At 41.6% G+C, this 18,700-nt stretch carries 16 protein-coding genes and 1 pseudogene; 6 read left to right on the plus strand and 11 right to left on the minus strand.

Annotated elements, in window-relative coordinates; all coding sequences use genetic code 11:
* Nucleotides 1-16: 16 nt before the first annotated feature.
* Both NIES592_RS21940 and malQ read right to left on the minus strand, forming a co-directional pair.
* Nucleotides 17-1,186 carry a homocysteine biosynthesis protein gene (locus tag NIES592_RS21940; protein WP_062250076.1) on the minus strand — a complete coding sequence of 390 codons (1,170 nt, stop codon included), beginning with the start codon at nucleotides 1,184-1,186 and terminating at the stop codon, nucleotides 17-19.
* A 231-nt stretch (nucleotides 1,187-1,417) separates the two neighbouring features.
* Complete coding sequence (gene malQ, locus NIES592_RS21945) at nucleotides 1,418-2,923, minus strand: 4-alpha-glucanotransferase (RefSeq protein ID WP_062250075.1); 1,506 nt, start codon at nucleotides 2,921-2,923, stop codon at nucleotides 1,418-1,420.
* Nucleotides 2,924-3,031: 108 nt separating this feature from the next.
* On the opposite strand from malQ, the gene NIES592_RS21950 reads away from it, so the two are divergent.
* Complete coding sequence (locus NIES592_RS21950) at nucleotides 3,032-3,457, plus strand: NUDIX domain-containing protein (RefSeq protein WP_073556887.1); 426 nt, start codon at nucleotides 3,032-3,034, stop codon at nucleotides 3,455-3,457.
* A 144-nt stretch (nucleotides 3,458-3,601) separates the two neighbouring features.
* On the plus strand, nucleotides 3,602-3,997 hold the full coding sequence (locus tag NIES592_RS21955; protein WP_009459452.1) for a RidA family protein: 396 nt from the start codon (nucleotides 3,602-3,604) through the stop codon (nucleotides 3,995-3,997).
* Between the two features lie 286 nt (nucleotides 3,998-4,283).
* Here the strand turns inward: NIES592_RS21955 and NIES592_RS21960 are convergent, their stop codons facing one another.
* Nucleotides 4,284-4,736, minus strand: a complete 453-nt coding sequence (locus tag NIES592_RS21960; RefSeq protein ID WP_009459453.1) for a hypothetical protein — start codon at nucleotides 4,734-4,736, stop codon at nucleotides 4,284-4,286.
* Between the two features lie 425 nt (nucleotides 4,737-5,161).
* Between NIES592_RS21960 and NIES592_RS21965 the strand changes: the two genes are divergently transcribed.
* Nucleotides 5,162-6,658, plus strand: coding sequence for an aldehyde dehydrogenase family protein (locus NIES592_RS21965; RefSeq protein ID WP_073556888.1), 1,497 nt, complete (start codon nucleotides 5,162-5,164; stop codon nucleotides 6,656-6,658).
* A gap of 204 nt (nucleotides 6,659-6,862) precedes the next feature.
* On the opposite strand, the gene NIES592_RS21970 is transcribed toward NIES592_RS21965, so the two are convergent.
* A complete protein-coding gene (locus NIES592_RS21970; protein ID WP_073556889.1) occupies nucleotides 6,863-7,303 on the minus strand; it encodes a hypothetical protein in 441 nt (146 codons plus the stop codon).
* A gap of 108 nt (nucleotides 7,304-7,411) precedes the next feature.
* Nucleotides 7,412-8,272, minus strand: coding sequence for a DNA/RNA nuclease SfsA (gene sfsA, locus NIES592_RS21975; RefSeq protein WP_073556890.1), 861 nt, complete (start codon nucleotides 8,270-8,272; stop codon nucleotides 7,412-7,414).
* 21 nt (nucleotides 8,273-8,293) lie between these two features.
* On the opposite strand from sfsA, the gene NIES592_RS21980 reads away from it, so the two are divergent.
* Both NIES592_RS21980 and NIES592_RS24165 read left to right on the plus strand, forming a co-directional pair.
* Entirely contained in the window at nucleotides 8,294-9,562 is a 1,269-nt protein-coding gene (locus NIES592_RS21980) for a tetratricopeptide repeat protein (protein ID WP_073556891.1), read from the plus strand.
* A gap of 62 nt (nucleotides 9,563-9,624) precedes the next feature.
* Nucleotides 9,625-9,985, plus strand: a pseudogene (locus tag NIES592_RS24165) (potassium-transporting ATPase subunit C).
* Here NIES592_RS24165 and NIES592_RS21995 read toward each other — a convergent pair.
* The gene (locus tag NIES592_RS21995; protein ID WP_073556893.1) at nucleotides 9,876-10,631 is read right to left on the minus strand and encodes a lipoate--protein ligase family protein; all 756 of its coding nucleotides are present in this window, start codon (nucleotides 10,629-10,631) and stop codon (nucleotides 9,876-9,878) included. The pseudogene NIES592_RS24165 and the gene NIES592_RS21995 sit on opposite strands and share 110 nt — an antisense overlap.
* A 27-nt stretch (nucleotides 10,632-10,658) precedes the next feature.
* The gene (locus NIES592_RS22000) at nucleotides 10,659-11,147 is read right to left on the minus strand and encodes a YbjN domain-containing protein (RefSeq protein ID WP_062250061.1); all 489 of its coding nucleotides are present in this window, start codon (nucleotides 11,145-11,147) and stop codon (nucleotides 10,659-10,661) included.
* Nucleotides 11,148-11,328: 181 nt separating this feature from the next.
* On the opposite strand from NIES592_RS22000, the gene NIES592_RS22005 reads away from it, so the two are divergent.
* Nucleotides 11,329-12,771: a deoxyribodipyrimidine photo-lyase, 8-HDF type gene (locus NIES592_RS22005; protein ID WP_073556894.1), complete on the plus strand. Its 1,443-nt coding sequence runs from the start codon at nucleotides 11,329-11,331 to the stop codon at nucleotides 12,769-12,771.
* Nucleotides 12,772-12,822: 51 nt separating this feature from the next.
* On the opposite strand, the gene NIES592_RS22010 is transcribed toward NIES592_RS22005, so the two are convergent.
* The 4 genes from NIES592_RS22010 to NIES592_RS22025 form a co-directional block, all read right to left on the minus strand.
* Nucleotides 12,823-13,674, minus strand: a complete 852-nt coding sequence (locus NIES592_RS22010) for a class I SAM-dependent methyltransferase (protein ID WP_073556895.1) — start codon at nucleotides 13,672-13,674, stop codon at nucleotides 12,823-12,825.
* A 141-nt stretch (nucleotides 13,675-13,815) separates the two neighbouring features.
* Entirely contained in the window at nucleotides 13,816-15,075 is a 1,260-nt protein-coding gene (locus NIES592_RS22015) for a glycosyltransferase (RefSeq protein ID WP_062250057.1), read from the minus strand.
* 710 nt (nucleotides 15,076-15,785) lie between these two features.
* Nucleotides 15,786-16,811: an ABC transporter permease gene (locus tag NIES592_RS22020; protein ID WP_073556896.1), complete on the minus strand. Its 1,026-nt coding sequence runs from the start codon at nucleotides 16,809-16,811 to the stop codon at nucleotides 15,786-15,788.
* A 34-nt stretch (nucleotides 16,812-16,845) separates the two neighbouring features.
* Nucleotides 16,846-18,474 (minus strand): ABC transporter substrate-binding protein, encoded by a 1,629-nt coding sequence (locus NIES592_RS22025; RefSeq protein WP_062250054.1) that lies wholly within the window; start codon nucleotides 18,472-18,474, stop codon nucleotides 16,846-16,848.
* Nucleotides 18,475-18,700: the final 226 nt, after the last annotated feature.

Raw genomic sequence — 18,700 nt, forward strand, 5'->3', positions numbered from 1 at the left:
ACTCCCCTATCTCTTGTTAAAATTCCGTCCACCGATCCTGGGGCAGAAAAGAGCGTTCCATTGGAATTTGAGCGACTGGTTCGGTAAGAGTAAAAGTACCTGCTTGAATCCATTGTTTTAACTCTTGGGCGACTTGTCGAGAGAAGAGTATGCTTACAACGGGCGCAACACGTACTGTTTTGCCTTCAATGATTATGCGTCCTGTTTTGAGTTGAGCGTAACTGACCAAGCCAAAAGTGGGGCGTACCCGCCGGGGAATGGAAAAGTCTACGATGGGTGCAACTAAGTCTTTATCACTAACTGCACATTTGGCTACTACTTCCTCGCTTAACACGGGAAATGGTACGCCTACACCTAGCATTAAAGAAGGACCGTAATTTTTGAAGTAACAACCTCGTACCCAACGAGCATCCATTTGTTTGGCATCACCAATTAGGGCTAAAGTTGCAGCTGGACCAATAGGTGTACGATTGGGCAAGCGTTTTTGTAAGGGGAAATGCTGTGTTCCTTCCCATGCTACATAGCCAATACCCCCACCCAGGAAAATTCGTGTGCCAATACCGACTAGTTGCAGATCAGGATCGTTGAACAGAGGGGAAATAGCACCAGGATTAGAATACACTGCATTACTCAAACGCGGCTGTAGGGGACCTAAATAAGTAAAAAGTGGGCGATCGCCTCCATTCACTCCTACAATAAAATTTTGATAAAGATTTCTCGGATTAAATAAATAAAACTGATTAATAGTGTCACGGGTAATTGTTGTTTCAAAAGTAGCCCTGGGGTAACAATCTGTAACTTGTCCTTGAGCGCGTACGTGTACAGGTTTACCAGCAATCAAATCTTCAATTACATGACCACCACCTCGTTCTCGGACTTCTTCCCCCTCCATCACCTCTACAGCAGAACTTGCACCCAAGTATAAATCTACAGCACCAAAACCTGAATAGACTGGCACACCATCCAACCAACAGCGACGAATTTTGATTGGCGGATCAGTATGTCCCAGGTTAATAATTGCACCACTAGATTCCATTGGCTCAAAAGTGCCAGTAGTAATTACATCGACCTCCTTAGTAACTTTTGTCACGCCAACTTCTGCAACTCTGGTTTTTAATTCTTCAGCAGTTAACACCACCGCGCGTTTGCGACTGATTTTTTCATTAATTTCCGCAATTGTTCGCATATTTAAAGGCACTAGGGACTAGAGACTAGGAGAAGAGATGGCGATCGCTCTCACTCCTCGTCTAGTTGAAATTAGGTGGGTTATACCCACCCTAACTAACCAAAACGATTCCAAAAGGGCAGTATTTGTCTTATACCATTTCACATTCACAAAATAATTGATACAAATTCTTCTCCTTGTCCTCCTTGTCTCCTTGCTTGCGAAATGTATCAGACTTATAGTGAAACGGTATTACCCCTTATAACGCCCATAAATCATAACCATCTCCCTAAGACGGTTGCTGTATTCCTCAGTTAAGGCTTCACTTCGATAACGCCAATCCCAATTGCCATCAGCTTTACTAGGGGTATTCATGCGAGCATCAGAACCCAAATTGAAGACATCTTGGAGGGGAATAATTGCCTGATGGGCAACAGAACTCATTGCCAATCGGATGAAATCCCAGGCAATGCCGTGGGGACCATTACAGCCAAGGTATTTTTGGACGCGATCGCGTTCATAATCAGAAGCATCTTGATAATACCAGCCAATGGTTGTATTGTTGTCGTGGGTTCCAGTATAGATTACGCTGTTAGGAACTACATTAAATGGCAAGTAAGCATTGTTAGCATCGCTACCAAAGGCAAAATGGAGAATCTTCATTCCTGGAAATCCAAAATGATCTCTGAGATCCAATACTGCCTGATCGATGTAGCCTAAGTCTTCAGCAATAATCGGTAGGGTGCCTAACTCTTCACGAATTGTCTCAAACAAAGCATAGCCTGGTGCCTTTACCCATTTGCCATTGATCGCCGTTTCCTCTCCTGCTGGAACCGACCAATAAGATTCTAAACCTCGGAAATGATCAATCCGAATTAAATCTGCATGAGCGAGGTTTTCACGTACACGTCTGACCCACCAATGAAAACGAGTTGATTGTAAGTAATTCCAGTTGTAAATTGGATTTCCCCAGAGTTGACCCGTTGCTGAGAAATAATCTGGTGGAACCCCTGCGACTTCAGTAGCTTCTCCCGTTTCGGGATCGAGCATAAAATTCTCCGGATGGGCCCAGACATCTGCACTATTATGGGCAACGTAAATGGGAATATCGCCTATAATCTGAATATTTTGTTCGTTAGCGTAGAGTTTAAGCTCAGACCACTGTCGAAAAAACTCGAACTGTAGAAATTTATGGAAAAATATCTCGTCTGTCAATTGCAGACGGCAATGTTCTAGTACCTCTGGTTTGCGCTTGCGCAGTTCTTCAGGCCACTCAGTCCAGGTTGTTGTTCCTTGCGTATCAAGCAAGGCCATAAACAGGGTGTAGTCTTCTAGCCAATTTGCTTTACCCCGACAAAAACCCTCAAACTCTTTCTGCTGCATTGGACTAGCCTTGTGTTTAAAGTTTTCACAAGCTTTCCGTAACACAGGTATTTTCCAAGCAATCACTTGCTCAAAGTCTATATGATCCAACGGAAAATCTGGAATATCGCGCAGATCATCTTCACTTAACAAGCCTTGATCTTTTAATACATCCGGACTAATCAGCAGGGGATTGCCTGCCATAGCAGAAAAACACATATAGGGTGAATTGCCAAAGCCCGTAGGCCCCAAGGGTAATATTTGCCACAATTGCTGCCCACTGCGAGCCAAAAAATCTACGAACTTATACGCCTCCAAGCCCAAATCTCCGATACCATAGCGACCGGGAAAACTGGTTGGATGTAGCAAAATACCACTGGATCTAGGAAAAGGCATAAATATCCTGAACTATAGAGAGCAAAGATATCCACTGAATTTAGCATGGAACAGTTGTTGACTTTCAGTTATCTGGAAGACCAGATTTGCTGTCACAATTGATGTTTTATGAGTTATCAAAACCCTGTTCCGACTGTTGATATCATCATCGAATTGCTTGACCGACCTCATCGACCAATAGTGTTAATTGAGAGACATAATCCGCCATTAGGCTGGGCCATACCTGGTGGTTTTGTTGATTATGGGGAAACTGTGGAAACAGCAGCACGGCGTGAAGCCTTGGAAGAAACTGGTTTAGAGGTGGAGTTGATTGAGCAATTTCATGTTTATTCTGATCCGGCACGCGATCGCCGCAAGCACACGATCAGTATTGTGTTTTTAGCAACGGCAAAAGGAGAACCAAAGGCGGGAGATGATGCCAAAGGGATAGAAATTTTTGAATCTTGGCGTGTACCGGAGAATTTGTGTTTTGATCACGATATAATTTTGCGAGATTATTGGCAGTATCGGCATTATGGGATACGTCCGAGGTAGGGATTGGGGAGATGGGGTGGTGGAGGGGTGTGTAGACGCGCCTTCTTCGGCTTCCCGCAGGGTGGAGTGTGGGGAGTGTGAGGAGTAAGTATTAAATAACTACTAACAACCAACTATCAACAACCAACTATCAACAGAAGAATTATGAGTAGAGAGATTATTCGTACAGAGAAAGCACCAGCACCAGTAGGCCCGTATAATCAGGCGATCGCTGCTGCTGGAAAGATGATATTTGTGGCTGGACAGATTGCACTTGATCCAAATACTGGTGCTATTGTCGGTGAAGGAGATGTCAAAAAACAAACTGAGCAGGTAATGGCTAATTTAGAAGCGATTTTATTAGCTGGAGGGACTAGTTTTGCTGATGTGGTGAGAACAACTGTATTTTTAACTGATATGAATGATTTTGCGGCGGTGAATGCCGTGTATGCAAAGTATTTTGATGAGGCGACAGCGCCAGCACGGGCCTGTGTACAGGTATCACGTTTACCTAAGGATGTGTTGGTAGAGATTGATTGTATAGCGGTGGTTAGTAGTTAGTTATTGATGCTTAGGAATCAGTGAACACTTAAGATTTAACACTTAACAGTGAGTAATAAAATTCGCTCACTGCTAACTGATTACTGATAACTGAACGATACTCTCCCCACCTCACATGTAATGCGTTAGCCGCAGATTTTGCTACAGTTTTTAGTGCTATGACCAAGCTAATAATGATGCAATTTAAAGATGGTAACAGGCAAAGACAAGCATAAAAACAAAGCCCGCACAAGCGGGCTATAGAAAAACAAACAGCTAACAATTGCTTAAGAAATAGTCTCAGTTACTACCTTTGTTGTTGCTGCTGGCGTCTTACATTCTCCCGATATTGGTCTAGTTGTTTCTTTTGTTGGGGAGTTAAAACAGCTTCCATTTGCTGTTGTGAAGACACCAAAATTTGCTGCAATTGGGTTTTTTGTTGTGGGGTAAAATCTAATGCAGCAAAAGCTTGTTGAGGAGGCTGACCTGATTGCATCGCAGTCTTGATTTGATCACGCTGCTTCTGTGTAAGCACCTTCTCAATACTATTACGAGCGTTAGCACGAATTTGAGCTATCTTTTGTTGTTGTTGCTGTGATAATTGTATACGGGGTGGTTGTAGTTGTTGGTTTGCTTGTGCAAGTTGTAATGGAACTTTTGGAGCGCTTTCTGCTTGCACAGAGCGCTGGGGCATGACTGTAAAACTGAGGGCTGCTGCTGCTGCTGCTGTGACTATCAGTGACAGATTTTTGAGTTTCATTTATTGCCTCGTGGATTTCTCCCTTTCGTTTTATTAATTATAGAAACTGATTGTCCATAACTACGTCCGTAATCTTCGCGCTTTCAGTAGAATCTCTTGTAAAGTCGTCTTGAAAAGAAGGCAGATGGCAGAGGGCAAAAGGGGGTAAGAATTTTCATAGCAAGGTTTATGCCAAAACAGGAGCGTGAATGACTATCTTGAAAATGGGTATTGGGGATCAACTTAACAGCAAACCTATTATCCATCTGTGTGCATCTGTGTACCCTACCCTACTCTACGAGAAGCCGCTTGTGCGTCTACGTTAATTTTTCATCTCCTTGTTGTGGGCAATTCCCCGTGGGGGTATAGGAAAAGGGTAAAACCCCCCAGATTTCTCTGTAGAACTAATCTAAAGAACTAATCTAAAATCTAAAATCCAAACTCGAATGGTCACTCCACTAACTTGTCGTAATTATATTAATGGTCAATGGCTAACCGCTGTTGCGGGAGCTACTTTAGAAAGCCGCAATCCTGCTAACAAGCGTGAAGTCATTGCTACTTTTCCCCGTTCTACTGGCACTGACGTAGAAGCAGCAGTGGTTGCTGCCCGTCAAGCTTACCAAATTTGGCGGTTAGTTCCCGCCCCAGCCAGAGCAGAATATGTTTTTAAAGTCGGGGAACTTTTAAGTAAGTACAAAGAAGAACTAGCACAGTTAATCTGTCGGGAAATGGGTAAACCCATAGCAGAAGCACGGGGAGATGTACAAGAAGGTATTGACTGTGCTTTTTATAGCGCAGCCGAAGGGCGACGCTTGTTTGGACAAACCACACCATCAGAAATGCCCAACAAATTCGCTATGACAGTACGGATGCCCATCGGAGTCTGCGCCCTCATTACTCCCTGGAACTTTCCTATCGCTATTCCCTGCTGGAAAGCCATGCCAGCTTTAGTCTGCGGTAACACTGTTATTTTTAAACCAGCAGAAGATACCCCTGCCTGTGCTACAAAACTAGTGGAAATTTTTGCCGAGGCAGGTTTACCACCAGGAGTCATGAACCTAGTACATGGCGTGGGTGAAGAGGTTGGAAAAGCTCTAGTTGCTCATCCTCATGTAGATTTGGTGTCTTTTACAGGTTCTTCTGAAACAGGTGCAGAGGTTGGTTCCATCTGTGGACAGACTCACAAACGCGTCTGTCTAGAAATGGGTGGTAAGAATGCTCAAATAGTCATGGAAGATGCAGACTTAGAACTAGCCCTAGATGGCGCAGTTTGGGGAGCATTTGGTACAGCCGGTCAACGCTGCACTGCTACTAGTCGTCTGATTCTGCATCAAGACATCAAGGAAAAATTTACTGCTATGCTCAAAGAGCGTACTAGCAAATTACGTCTGGGTGCTGGTAGTGATCCGAACACACAAGTCGGACCAATCATCAACGAAAGACAACTGCAACGAATCAGCCAATATCTAGATATTGCTCGTGCAGAAGGAGCAAAGGTATTAATAGGTGGAAAAATCGCAACAGAAGGGGAACTAGAAAACGGCTACTTCTTTCAACCAACAATCCTTGACGAAGTAACGCCGCAAATGCGAGTTGCTCAAGAAGAAATATTTGGGCCAGTAGTAGCATTAATAAAAGTTAATAGCTTTGAGGAGGCGATATCAATCCTCAACAACACCAAATACGGTCTTTCTTCCTCAATTTATACCCGTGATATCAACCGTGCCTTTACAGCCATGCGCGATATCGAAGCGGGAATCACCTACATCAATGGCCCTACCATCGGTGCAGAGGTACATTTGCCCTTTGGCGGCGTCAAACAAACAGGTAACGGACACCGAGAAGCCGGAACTACTACCTTGGATATTTTCACAGAATGGAAGACAGTTTATGTAGATTTTTCTGGTAGCTTGCAAAGAGCACAAATTGACAATCGGGAATAGTACTGACTTGAAAATGGGTGTGGGGGTGTAGGACGAGTCAAATGTTCAGAGAGTGCAGAGAAAAAACAAAGGTTTTGTCTATAAAATCTTCTAATTAGGACTAACGCAAAAAAACTCTCAAACTCCTATTTCTCCGTGTACTCTGCGTCCTCTGCGGTTTGTTTTTTTCGTTAGTTGTGCGTAAGTCCAGCTAATAAAATCGCTTCAACTACGAAAACGAGCAACGCTCAGCATTAGGGGTGCTGTGAGTAACACCCAGAACATCGGCAGTCCAAAGTAAATTGCTACGTAAATCGCATTAGTAGTGCGTGTCTTGATAGGCTCAACAGAGAGCCAAGCATTCATGATGCCTATATTAATTACTCCCAGCAGGAAGTGGAGGGTTAGCACAAGAATAGTAAGAATGACTATCCAGTGGGTGGCTAAGTTCAGCCGTTGTCCCCAAATGATAATGACAAGAGCTAGGGTAGTAGCGAGAGTGAGCCAGCGTATGCCCATAATGGGGAAGAAGATAATGACGGCCTCATTAGCATTGATTCCAGGGTGTTTGAATGGGGAGAGGGGTAATGACCAAAAAAATAGCAGGGCGGTAGTAGCAAGTGAAGTGAACCAGCAGCCCCAAAATAAAGTTTGTTTTATAATCATTATGTATTAATGTTTGATATGAGTTAAAATTATGACAAAAAACTTTTTATCGAACACCGATGCACACGGATGCACACAGATGATCACAGATAGATTATTTGTATGCTTTTATATCTTAATGTTAGGTGAGTTCGACGTAAAAGATAATTTAAGTTTCGCTAAACCTAAGTAGCGGATACCTATAGGTGAGATTTCAAAACGACAAGGTAGAACTTCTAAACCTAAGGATATTGCTTGCCGTAACAATTTTCCATATACTGGATCGGCACTATCACCAGGGGCAAATTCTTCACAATCTCCCCGATTAATGAAATAAAGCATCACTGCCCGATTTTGAGGAAGGAGTGCCATCAATTCTCGCAGATGTTTTTGTCCTCTTGTTGTTTCTGTGTCGGGAAATAGGGCGAGTTTGTCCTGCGCCCAGGTAGTGTTTTTTACTTCTAAATAAATCGGACGATGATGATCTGTGATTAGCAATTTACTGTCTTCTCGTGATGATGCTTCAGATAAAATTGTTTTATCTACGTCGATTAGTAATGAATTTGCTTGTTGGGTTACTGTTGCGGTTGCAGATAGAAAAAAATCTACTCGGCTTTTTTTATCTTGTCCGTAGATGACTTCACCACGAATTTGACTATATTTACCCAACTGGGGGAAAAGATTTTTTTCTAATGCTAATTTAATAACGCGATTAGGCAAACTTGTATTAACGCCTACCCAAGTTGGTTCATTATCATCCACTTGAATTAATTCCCAAGTGTAGGCTAATTTACGGTTAGGATTCTCACTTTTAGAAAGCTGCACTGCATTACCAGGGATACACACTCCTGTCATTGGTCCTGTATTTGGACAATGTGCTGTCACTACCTCTCCAGAAGCAAGTTCAATATCAGCAAAAAAGCGTTTATAGCGTCTGAGTAAAATACCAGGGTATAAAGTTGGGTAATAGTAAAGGTAGTCGGTAGTCATTAGCTAGTAGTTAGTAGTGATATGAATGATGATTTTTACAGTAGGGGATTGGCTAGAGCAAAGCAAAAAGATTATGCTGGAGCGATCGCGGAATTTACTCGTGCTATTGAGATCAACCCTCACTTTGCTGATGCTTTCTGCCAACGGGGTTTAGCATACTATGATTCTGGCGAAATTCTCTTGGCTGTTTCTGATTATACGGAAGCTCTACAACTAAATCCTGAAAGTGTTGAGGCTTATTATTGTCGCGCTTTGGCAAGAGTGGCGCTGAAAAATTTCCCGGGGGCGCTTGCAGATGGGGACCAAGTTATTCGTCTCAATCGCAATCATGCTGCGGCTTATAATTTACGGGGAATTATATACCGCAAAATGGGACGTGTCCATGATGCGATCGCTAACTTTAAGTTAGCTGCGGATTTATATCTACAGCAAAAGGATAAAGATAACTGTCGTCTGTGTTTGGAAAAAATTAAACAACTGCAACCTAAACAAAATCTGACTGTGGTTCAGCAACGCCCTACCCCAACTAAACCGATTATGTCGCCACAGGAATATTTCACTCAGTTGTTGGAAAAGGCAGAAAAGGGGGATACTCGCCAAGCTTTAGAAGATTTAAACTGGGTGTTGCAAGTCGATCCGCAAGACGCACAAGCTTATTGCTGTCGTGGGGTGGTACGTTATAAACAGGGAAATTATCGTCAAGCGATCGCAGATTTTAACCAAGCGCTACAACTCAATTTCCAAGATGCGATTGTCTATCGCAACCGAGGAAGGGCGCGTTTTCAGCTAGGAGATCATCAAGGAGCGATCGCAGATTTTAACCAAGCACTGCAAATAAAACCTGAGGATGCCCTGCTTTATATTGCCAGAGGTAATGTTTACCGAGCAATGGGTAATTATGTCAGTGCGGTAACTGACTATACTAAAGCTCTACAAATTAACCCTGATGATCCTCAAGCCTATTACAATCGCGGTCTTGCTTATGCCCACATGGAAGAAATGCAACGCGCCATAGCAGATTACCAGCAAGCAGCAAGTATATTTTGTGAAAAAGAAGACTGGAAAAATTACGAACACGTCGTTGAAAGTCTCAAAAAAATCCAGTCTCCAAGCATTGAATCTAAGCAAACTCAGTATAACATGCTACGACAACGCTTATTGAGACTGGTCGGAGGATATTGGGAAATAGCCCAGAGGTTAATTGATCAAGCCAAGAGATACTATCCTGGAATGTCAGAAGAATGGTACATGGAAAAAGTGATTGATGATTTGGAACGCGATCGCGGTTGAATCATTGAACTGAGGTTGCTAATCCCAAATTCTTAAACACTCAAACTTTAGTACTTTGGCTCATTACAGCTATTATTTATCCGTTCGTAATGATTGGGCTTGGGCAAATTGTGTTTCTGGCTCAGGTAAATGGTAGTTTAATCAAAAATACCCAAGGTGAAATAGTCGGTTCTGCTCTAGTTGGTCAACCTTTCACAAGCGATCGCTATTTTAACAGTCACAAAGGTGCGAGGAGTCCAACCCCAGCAATTGGAAACTTTGATTAACCAAAATACTGATGATCGTTTTTTGGGTATCTTTGGTGAACCAGGAGTTAACGTCTTGAAGTTGAATTTAGCTTTAGCTGACTTAGCGCCAAAATGGCTTGCCATTCATCTTCAGAAAGTGGTTGCACAGAAAACTGCATATCAAAGCAATCATTAGCAGTAGTCAGCAAAACTGCAATAATCTTTTCCATGCTCAAATTTTGCTGAATTTGCAGACAACTAAATGACTCACTGCCAAATACTTCGGTAAATAATTCTACATCTGGTTGCAAACGCATTGAACCATGTTGCAAGATAGCCTTACCACGTCGTAACTGGGCGCTACCAATGAGTTTATAACCATCTTTTGTGATTAAATCTGCACCAGTAGTAGTACCGAAACAGTTTGGGTTGTGGATGTAACCCCGACCAGCGCTACCGTAGTGTAAATCTATGCCAAGCTGACGCCATCCTTGAATTAAAAACTCACAAATTTTTTGGTACGCTTCAATGCGATTACCACTGAGTCCAGATGTGACGACGGCGTAAGTTAAATCACCTTGGTGCAAAACTGCCCGTCCGCCAGTGGGACGCCTTACCAAATCTACTTTTTGACCTTGCCAAGTTAAATTCTGCCAATGTTGAGGATACTTATGTTGATGATAGCCAAGGGAAATAGCGACTGGCGACCATGTATAAAATCGCAAAGAAGAGGGATGCTGTCCCGATAAGTGCTTTTCTAATAACCAATGATCAATAGCCATCTGGATATTGCCACTGGCTTCTAGTAAAGGAATTAGTCGCCAAATCTGCTTGTTATGCATTTATACAGCAAATCCCCATGTAATTACTTAAGCTATACCAAATTCTGAGTGTAAAGTTTCGTCGTTAGTATCGGCGATTGTTGCCACAACAGTGATCAGGCGTGAGACTTCGCTAGCAGACAACTCTGCTAATGTGCGCGTAGCCAGTACAACTACTTGATTTTCAATAATGCCAAAACGAGACTCAAAAGTACTAGAGCAGTTCATTTCCAATAATTGCCGCATTAGTTTAGGTTCATCTTTAGCAGGTAGCTTTAGTACGGGAGACCACACTGTGATCGTATCTTCATCTGTTGTCCCTGTAAGCTGGACAAAAACTTCTACACTGCCATAAGTAAATTTCCAGAGATAATTACCCTCTGGGGACTGGCTAACCATAGCACTGTCATTTTGTTCCAGTGAATCAATCACGTTTTCAATTACTTCTACATGGTTGATCGTTGCGGTATCTGTCACCAATTCATTGATCAGTTCTTCAGTTGCGATCGCTTCCGGATTTGGTTGGTAAGTTGCCATACAGATTTTTCCTCAAGTTTATGACTCACCCACCCCTACTTTATACCTTGGCAGCACAGAGGTGGAAAATTTACCCCACCCTAACCCTCCCCTTCCACAAACAGCAGAATTTTTCCGCAGACTGATGCTAATTAGCACTATTAGGTCTAATCTAGTACAGGCGAACTATTTAGATGAGTGAATGTCTGACTTAATTCTGTTTTGGCATCGTCGCGATTTACGCATTTCTGATAATACCGGGCTTGCCACCGCACGACAACGTAGTGCAAAAGTTGTCGGTGTATTTTGCCTTGATCCAAATATTCTGGAACGGGATGATGTCGCCCCTGTGCGAGTGACTTATATGATTGGTTGTTTGCAAGCACTACAAAAACGATATGCACAAGCTGGTAGCCAGTTATTGATACTCCACGCTCATCCGACACAAGCAATTCCAGCACTGGCGGAGGCATTGGGTGCAAAGGCTGTATTCTGGAATTGGGATGTAGAACCCTATTCTCAAGAACGTGATCGCATTATAATATCTGCACTCAAAGAAAAAGGTATTGAGTTCCTGGAAAATAACTGGGATCAGGTATTGCACGCACCAGAAGATATTCGTACTGGTTCCAATCAACCCTACACTGTTTACACACCCTTTTGGAAAAATTGGATTAGCAAACCAAAGGCGGAACCAGTAGAAACTCTAGAAAATGCTGAGGGTTTAACAGAAAAAGAAAAAGAAATTGCTAAAAGTGCTGGAGTTATTGCACTACCCTCAGCTAAAGATTTAGGATTTGTCTGGGATGGAGAATTAATTATTGCCCCAGGAGAACAAGCAGCACAAGAACGCTTAGAAGAATTTTGCGATCGCGCGATTAACGAATATCAAGAACAGCGAAATTTCCCAGCAGTTGACGGTACATCTCGCTTGAGTGCAGCATTAAAATTTGGTGCGATCGGCATTCGCAGAGTTTGGCAAGCTACACAAGAAGTCTGGGAAAACAGTCGCAGCGAAGAAACACAAAGCAATATCCGTACTTGGCAACAAGAATTAGCATGGCGGGAATTTTATCAACACGCTATGTATAATTTTCCCGAATTAGCAGCAGGTGCTTACCGCGACGCCTTCAAAAATTTTCCCTGGGAGATTAACCACGAACATTTCCAAGCTTGGTGTGAGGGTAAAACTGGTTATCCTATCGTTGATGCAGCAATGCGTCAGATGAATGAAATTGGCTGGATGCACAATCGTTGTCGGATGATTGTTGCCAGTTTCTTGACTAAAGATTTGCTCATTAATCCCCAAATGGGGGAAAGATACTTCATGCAGAAACTAATTGATGGTGATTTATCTGCAAATAATGGTGGTTGGCAATGGAGTGCTTCTAGTGGTATGGATCCCAAACCAGTACGTATTTTTAACCCCGCCAGTCAAGCACAAAAGTTTGATCCAGAAGCTGAATATATTCGGCAATGGGTTCCTGAGTTGCGTTCGTTTGATACCGAGTATCTAGTTACTGGTAAAATTACACCTTTAGAACGTCAGGCTGTTGGTTATCCTGCTCCAATTGTGGATCATAAACTACAGCAAAAGATGTTTAAAGAACGTTATCAACAGCAAAAAGTTCAGCCTTTAGGATAAAGGACACCCCTCTCCGTGGGTTTGGAGAGGGGTACCTCTTGTGAGTTTTTTTCATGCTTGGGACTGCCCTTTGCCTTTGTTCTTTGAGCTTAATTTAACTAGATGAACTCCAGACATACGTTGGAAGCCAGGAAATAGCTTCATCAATACATATTCCATCCAGGGAAATCTCGTCAAGTATTGGTTAAAGTCTCCTGGAATATATAGTGATCGACACAACTGATATCTAGAGTCCCAAGTCTCTATTTCCTGAATGTTCCAAATTCCCCACTGGAATTTAGCACTCGTATGTTTGACTGCATCAAATCTGTGTCGAACTGCTAGTAACAGTCGGGAAATTGCATCAAACACAATCCAAGAACCCGGAAATTGTTCTGCTAATGTAGCAAACAGAGTCTTGACCTGTTGCTCAGAAAAAAAAAGTAGCACTCCTTCGGCAATGAACAAGATTGGCCCATCTGTTGAAGCTTTGACTGACTCTATCCACCCTGTTTCCAACACTGAAGCTGAGATGAACTGACGGCGATCGCTTTCTTCAAAAAAGCTTTTTCTTACTGTCATTGCATCTGGTAAATCTAAATCAAACCAGCGCAGGCTGCCATTATCTAATCGCTCAAATCGAGTATTTAAACCCGCGCCAATTTCTACAACAGGAGTTTGGGGATACTTTTGCAGAAACTCGCTAACTATCTTGTCAAATGCTTTGCCTCGAATACACACCGCAGTTTGAGAGCTTTTCTCCTGCAAGAATTTCTGGAAGTCATAGTCAATTTGAGTCAAGAGTTCGGCAGCTCTTGGATCAGTTAGGATGGGATCGAGTTGCTTCATCTCAACCGCCCGTGCCCATAGTGTAATCAGCAGGGTTTCTTGAATAGTTCCTAAGTTGACAGTTGTCGAATTCATAATTAGATTTTTGTTAAATTAGCCAATAGAAGTTTTAGCATTGAGTGATTAAAGCGGGATTTGATAAAGATTTAAATTGCAGAGCCTACAAGTAGAGCAACTCAGGTTAGTAAGGTGAGTGTTAGAGTTGGCTGAATTTTGTTAAAGTGAAACATTACTGCTAACTGACTGGCTTGAAAGTTGATAAGGTCGGTATTCAATTAATCGAATGTTCCAAGGCCCTTTGATCTGATACATGATGCCGCGCCATTCTACTTTTCGCATCAATATCGCCGATACCACCGTGACTGCATAAACTAACTGTGTCAATGGAATTGCCACCAGAGTTTTTGCCATCATTAGGGCTGAAAATCGTGTCATCGATTCACCCCGCGCCCGAACCACTCGCCGCACAACATGCTCCACCAATACTAGTTGCACAGCCATTGCTAAGATGTAGCAGATGAGTCCACCTGTTATCCCAATTGCAGTACCCATATTGCTGTTAATTAATGCAATCAGTAGTAACACTATTGTCAGTACAATAGCTAATGTGGACGTGAATACTTGGGTGACAATGAGTGGCCACTGAGGATTGTATAGCCGTGCAACTAGTAATTGGCGTCTAATAAAGCACAGGCATCGAGCTAAATTGCATTCCTCGCGATTGGGCATTATAACTGTGGGTACAAATTTTACTTTTAAGTTCATTGCTTGTAATGCTTTATGGATGGGGACATCGACGGAAACGCTTTGTTTCCATATCTCCAACAGGCACGCTCGCTGCAAAACAGAAAGCCTCATTGCCATTGAGCCTCCCCAAGGGGCTTGGTGGATACACATAAAAACCACGGCTACTGTGTTCCATAGATATCGAACCAGCGAACCCCACTGTCCAGTTTGCGGCATATACCAACGATTTCCTGTAGTGGCTCCTACCCGCTCATCTATTAGGGGTACAACTAGTTCACGCAGCCAGTTCGGATGGGCGATGACATCAGCATCTATAAAAGCCACTACTTCATAAGAATCGTCTAGTACATCGATAGCTTGCACCAATGCACTGCCTTTGAGACTACAAGTGTTGTGCCGAGCAATTAAAGGGCTGACTTGAACATGTGTTGCTCTCTCTTGCTGGATCGTTTTGTTAACGATATTCCAGGCTGGATCTTGCTGACTATCAACGATGATGTGCAAGTTGTATTGTGGATAGTTTTGGTGGAGCAAGGCACGCACACAATCGCTTAAGAATGGATCGGCACCTCGCAAGGAAAGGATAACTGCCGCTTTAGGTAACAACTCGTCTTTGATAGTCTTCAAGCTTGGCAAGTAGAATGATGATACAAAAGCCAGTACATAAAATGTCTGAAGAACCACAAAAACTACCAAAACTTCAAAAATAGCGATCGCTAACTCGTTCATTGGTTTACCTCAAACTCATTAAAATTCTTTAATTACTTGAAGCAGAAAAATAAAAAATCCTCGTATTTAGCCTTGATTATTTTATTGACAAAGTGATGTCAGAGCATTAATTCTGCTAGGATAAGTGACAAATGCAAAGGACAAAAAAGTTGACGCAATAACAAGCTTTCTCTTGCTTCAATTGTTTATCAGTGCAGCAATTTCGCCTCACTCTTGCAATCCGCATCATTAAGCAAAATCAGCATGACATATCAAAAATAAATGAATAATTGTGTACACAAAATTAGTATTTATTAGGTCTAAAATATTTCAACTATCCCAAGCTTTTGAACCAAAAAATAAATTGCTTATACAAGCTTCAAAAAAACTAATTTATTACATTTTTCAAGTTTCTTTCTTCTAACTTGTCTTGATACGCATTTTATGCCAATGAGATACTAAACTGCAACTCATATGCAACAAAATTGTAATCCCTGAATAAAATCAAAAATAAGTGTCAAAATAAACGAATATTGAGAGGTCACAACTATGTTGCATGGTGTTGTATGAAAGTTGCATCTCAATTTACAAAATAGTCATTTCCTGTAATGCTCGACTTTAGTTCATTATGCTTAAATTTTCAAAAAAATAAGCATAATACGCTTTCACCTTTTGCTTTATATTTGCCAGTGGAAGAAAAGCCGCTGGCTTTTGATTGCAATAAAGACAAACTAATATCGAATGCGTGGATCTACGTAGGCATTTAAAATGTCAATTAAAATGCTTGCACCCACAACTATTGCTCCAAAAAATACCATGATTCCTTGGACTACAGGGTAATCTCGCTCTGAAATTCCTTGATATAATCTATTTGCTAAACCTGGCCAAGAAAAAGTTACTTCTGTCAAAATTGCTCCACCTAATAGAGAAGCAAAAGTTAATCCCAAGACAGTAATAACTGGGATCAAAGCATTTTTAAAAGCATGAGAAAATAAAATTGTCTTCTCAGGAATACCTCTTGCTCTGGCAGCTTCTACATAATCTGCTTTCATCGTTTGCTTTAAATTTACACGTACAATACGCTCAAAAATGCCACTCAGCAAAATTCCCAAGGTAAAACAAGGAAGAATGAGATATTGTACAGCAGTGAAGAATTGCGTGAAATTACCTTTTAAAAGACTATCTATGCTATACAATCCGGTAATAGTATCCGGTGCAGAAATAGTTGCAGGGTAGCGTGTTCCTAAAGGCAATAAATCGAACTGAACAGCAAAAATTAATTGTAATATCATTCCTGCCCAAAATATTGGCAGTGCATAGGTAATAATTCCAAATAATCTTCCTCCTACATCCAAAGCTGTACCAGGACGGGAAGCAGAAATCACACCAACTACAATCCCAACAATCAAAGCAATCGCAATACTATATATTGCTAATTCTGCTGTCGCTGGGAAATATTGCCAAATAATATCCCAAACTTGTTGTCCGCGACTAGAAATAGATTTACCCATATCGAAGCGCAGTAAGTCGCCTATGTACTTGAAGTACTGTAACCACAAAGGTAAATTTAAACCTAGCTGTTTTCGCATTTCTTCCTTAGCACTTTCTGGAGCCCGCGCACCCAAAATTGCATCAACAGGATCTCCAGGTGTTGCTCTTAGTAAAAGAAATACGATAGTAATGATCGTTAATAACTGAAGCGGAGCCAACAATAAACGGGCTGTGATGTAATATGTTAATGCTTTGGAACGGGACATAATAATATTGGTAATGGGTAATTGGTAATATGTTTTATTTTTTGAGATTCCTGTATATCAAAATTTGAGTGGGATCTAGTTGTACACCACTTATACCTGTTTGAGCAAATACATAATCTTTACTTTGCCATAGGGGAATGTAAGGGATATCTCGTACCAAAATATTTTGGATTTCTGCAAATATTTGCTTGCGTGCTTCGAGATTTTGTTCTTGACGTTGTTTGTCAATCAATTGATTCATCTGGGGATTATAGTAAAAAGAACCTTGAGATTGGCTTCCCCCATCTTCACATCCCTTTTCTGGTGAACCTTGATTACAAGATAGAAATGGCTGAATATAATTATCTGCGTCCAAAAAATCAGGATACCAATCAAGTAAAAATGTTGGATATAAGCCCTTGGCAATGTTTTTAAAAGCAGTGGTAGACTCTACAGTATTAATTTCAAATTGAAGAATACCATCCATTGTTTTTTTAGCAAGAGCTTTGATGACTATTGCTGCTAAACTCCGAGTTGGAGAACCAGAGGGATACCAAATTTCGACTTTAGCTGGATTATCTTGGGAAAAGCCAGCTTTGAGCAGCAATTCTTTGGCTTTTTGAATATTTCCATCACCATATTGCTGTTGAAAAACTGGTTGATAATCATTGAATGCTTTGGGGATTAAACTATAAAGTGCTTCTGCTTGACCATACAAGACTCGCTCGTATATTATTGGTCGATTAATCATTGCCGCGATCGCACTTCTGACTGCTGGATTATCTACTGGCTTTTGATTGCGGTTGATAGCCAGATAACTGACCACATTACCTTGATTAGGAATCGCTTGCCAAAACCCTTTTTTTGCACTCGCTTCCAAACTGCGAACTTGATCTGGATCCATACTTAAGCCAGCCACATCCACAGCTTTTTTACGGAAGGCGTTATATAAATTCACCCCACTGCTAAGAATTTGGACATTAATACCTTGATTTAATGGTTTTTCTCCCCAATATTTGTCAAATACATCAAACTGCAATGAGTCAGGGCCGAATTTTGCTAATTTGTAAGGGCCAGTACCAATAAAAATATTTGGGGTAAATTTTCCTTCGCCAATTTCATAAGCTTTTGGCGATACAGGACAAACACCAGCAAAAGCCAGCAATGATGGGAATGCTGCAAATGGCTTTTTCAGCTTTATTGTTAATTCGTATTCGCTTGTAGCTTTGGCCGACTCTACCACATCTCCCAGCAAGAAAGCAGGTTTACCCTTGTTTTCGATAAAGCGGCGTATAGTAAAAGCCATGGCTTCGGCGTTAAAGGGAGTTCCATCGTGAAATACCACTCCTTGACGTAGGGGGATGGTATAAGTCAAACCATCTGGGCTGACTTTTGGGAAGGCGGTAGCTAGCTGCGGTTTAATTTCTGTGCTTCCTGGTTCATAAGTGTAGAGGCGATCGCTCATGTTATAAACCAGTGATAGTGATGCCAATTCATAGGCATCAGCTGGATCTAGAGTACGTGGTTTTAGTGTTGTACCAACAGTAATACGACCATCACCAGATGTTAATGTGGTTGTCTGTGGATTAGTACTACAACTTACAACTACAAATAAACACAAACAAACAGTAAGTACTTGTGTTATCCGCACCCATCGTCTAGTAGACAAAAAAGGCCAATTCATAAATTATGGATAATATGAAATTTTGGTATGAATGGTTTGTAATTTTACTACATAACTTCCAAAATAATGTTACGGTTTGGCTTTTTGGATGTGAACTTCCATTATCATCACGCACAATCACACTGGAAAATGGGTGTGGGGGTGTAAGGGTATAGGGGTTGTAGGAGCAGTTAAATTTTCATACTTGGTTGTGGGATTTTCCCATGATTGACTAACTTGAAAAAGA

It is taken from the genome of Fischerella major NIES-592 (genome assembly GCF_001904645.1).
Classification (GTDB): Bacteria; Cyanobacteriota; Cyanobacteriia; order Cyanobacteriales; family Nostocaceae; genus Fischerella; species Fischerella thermalis.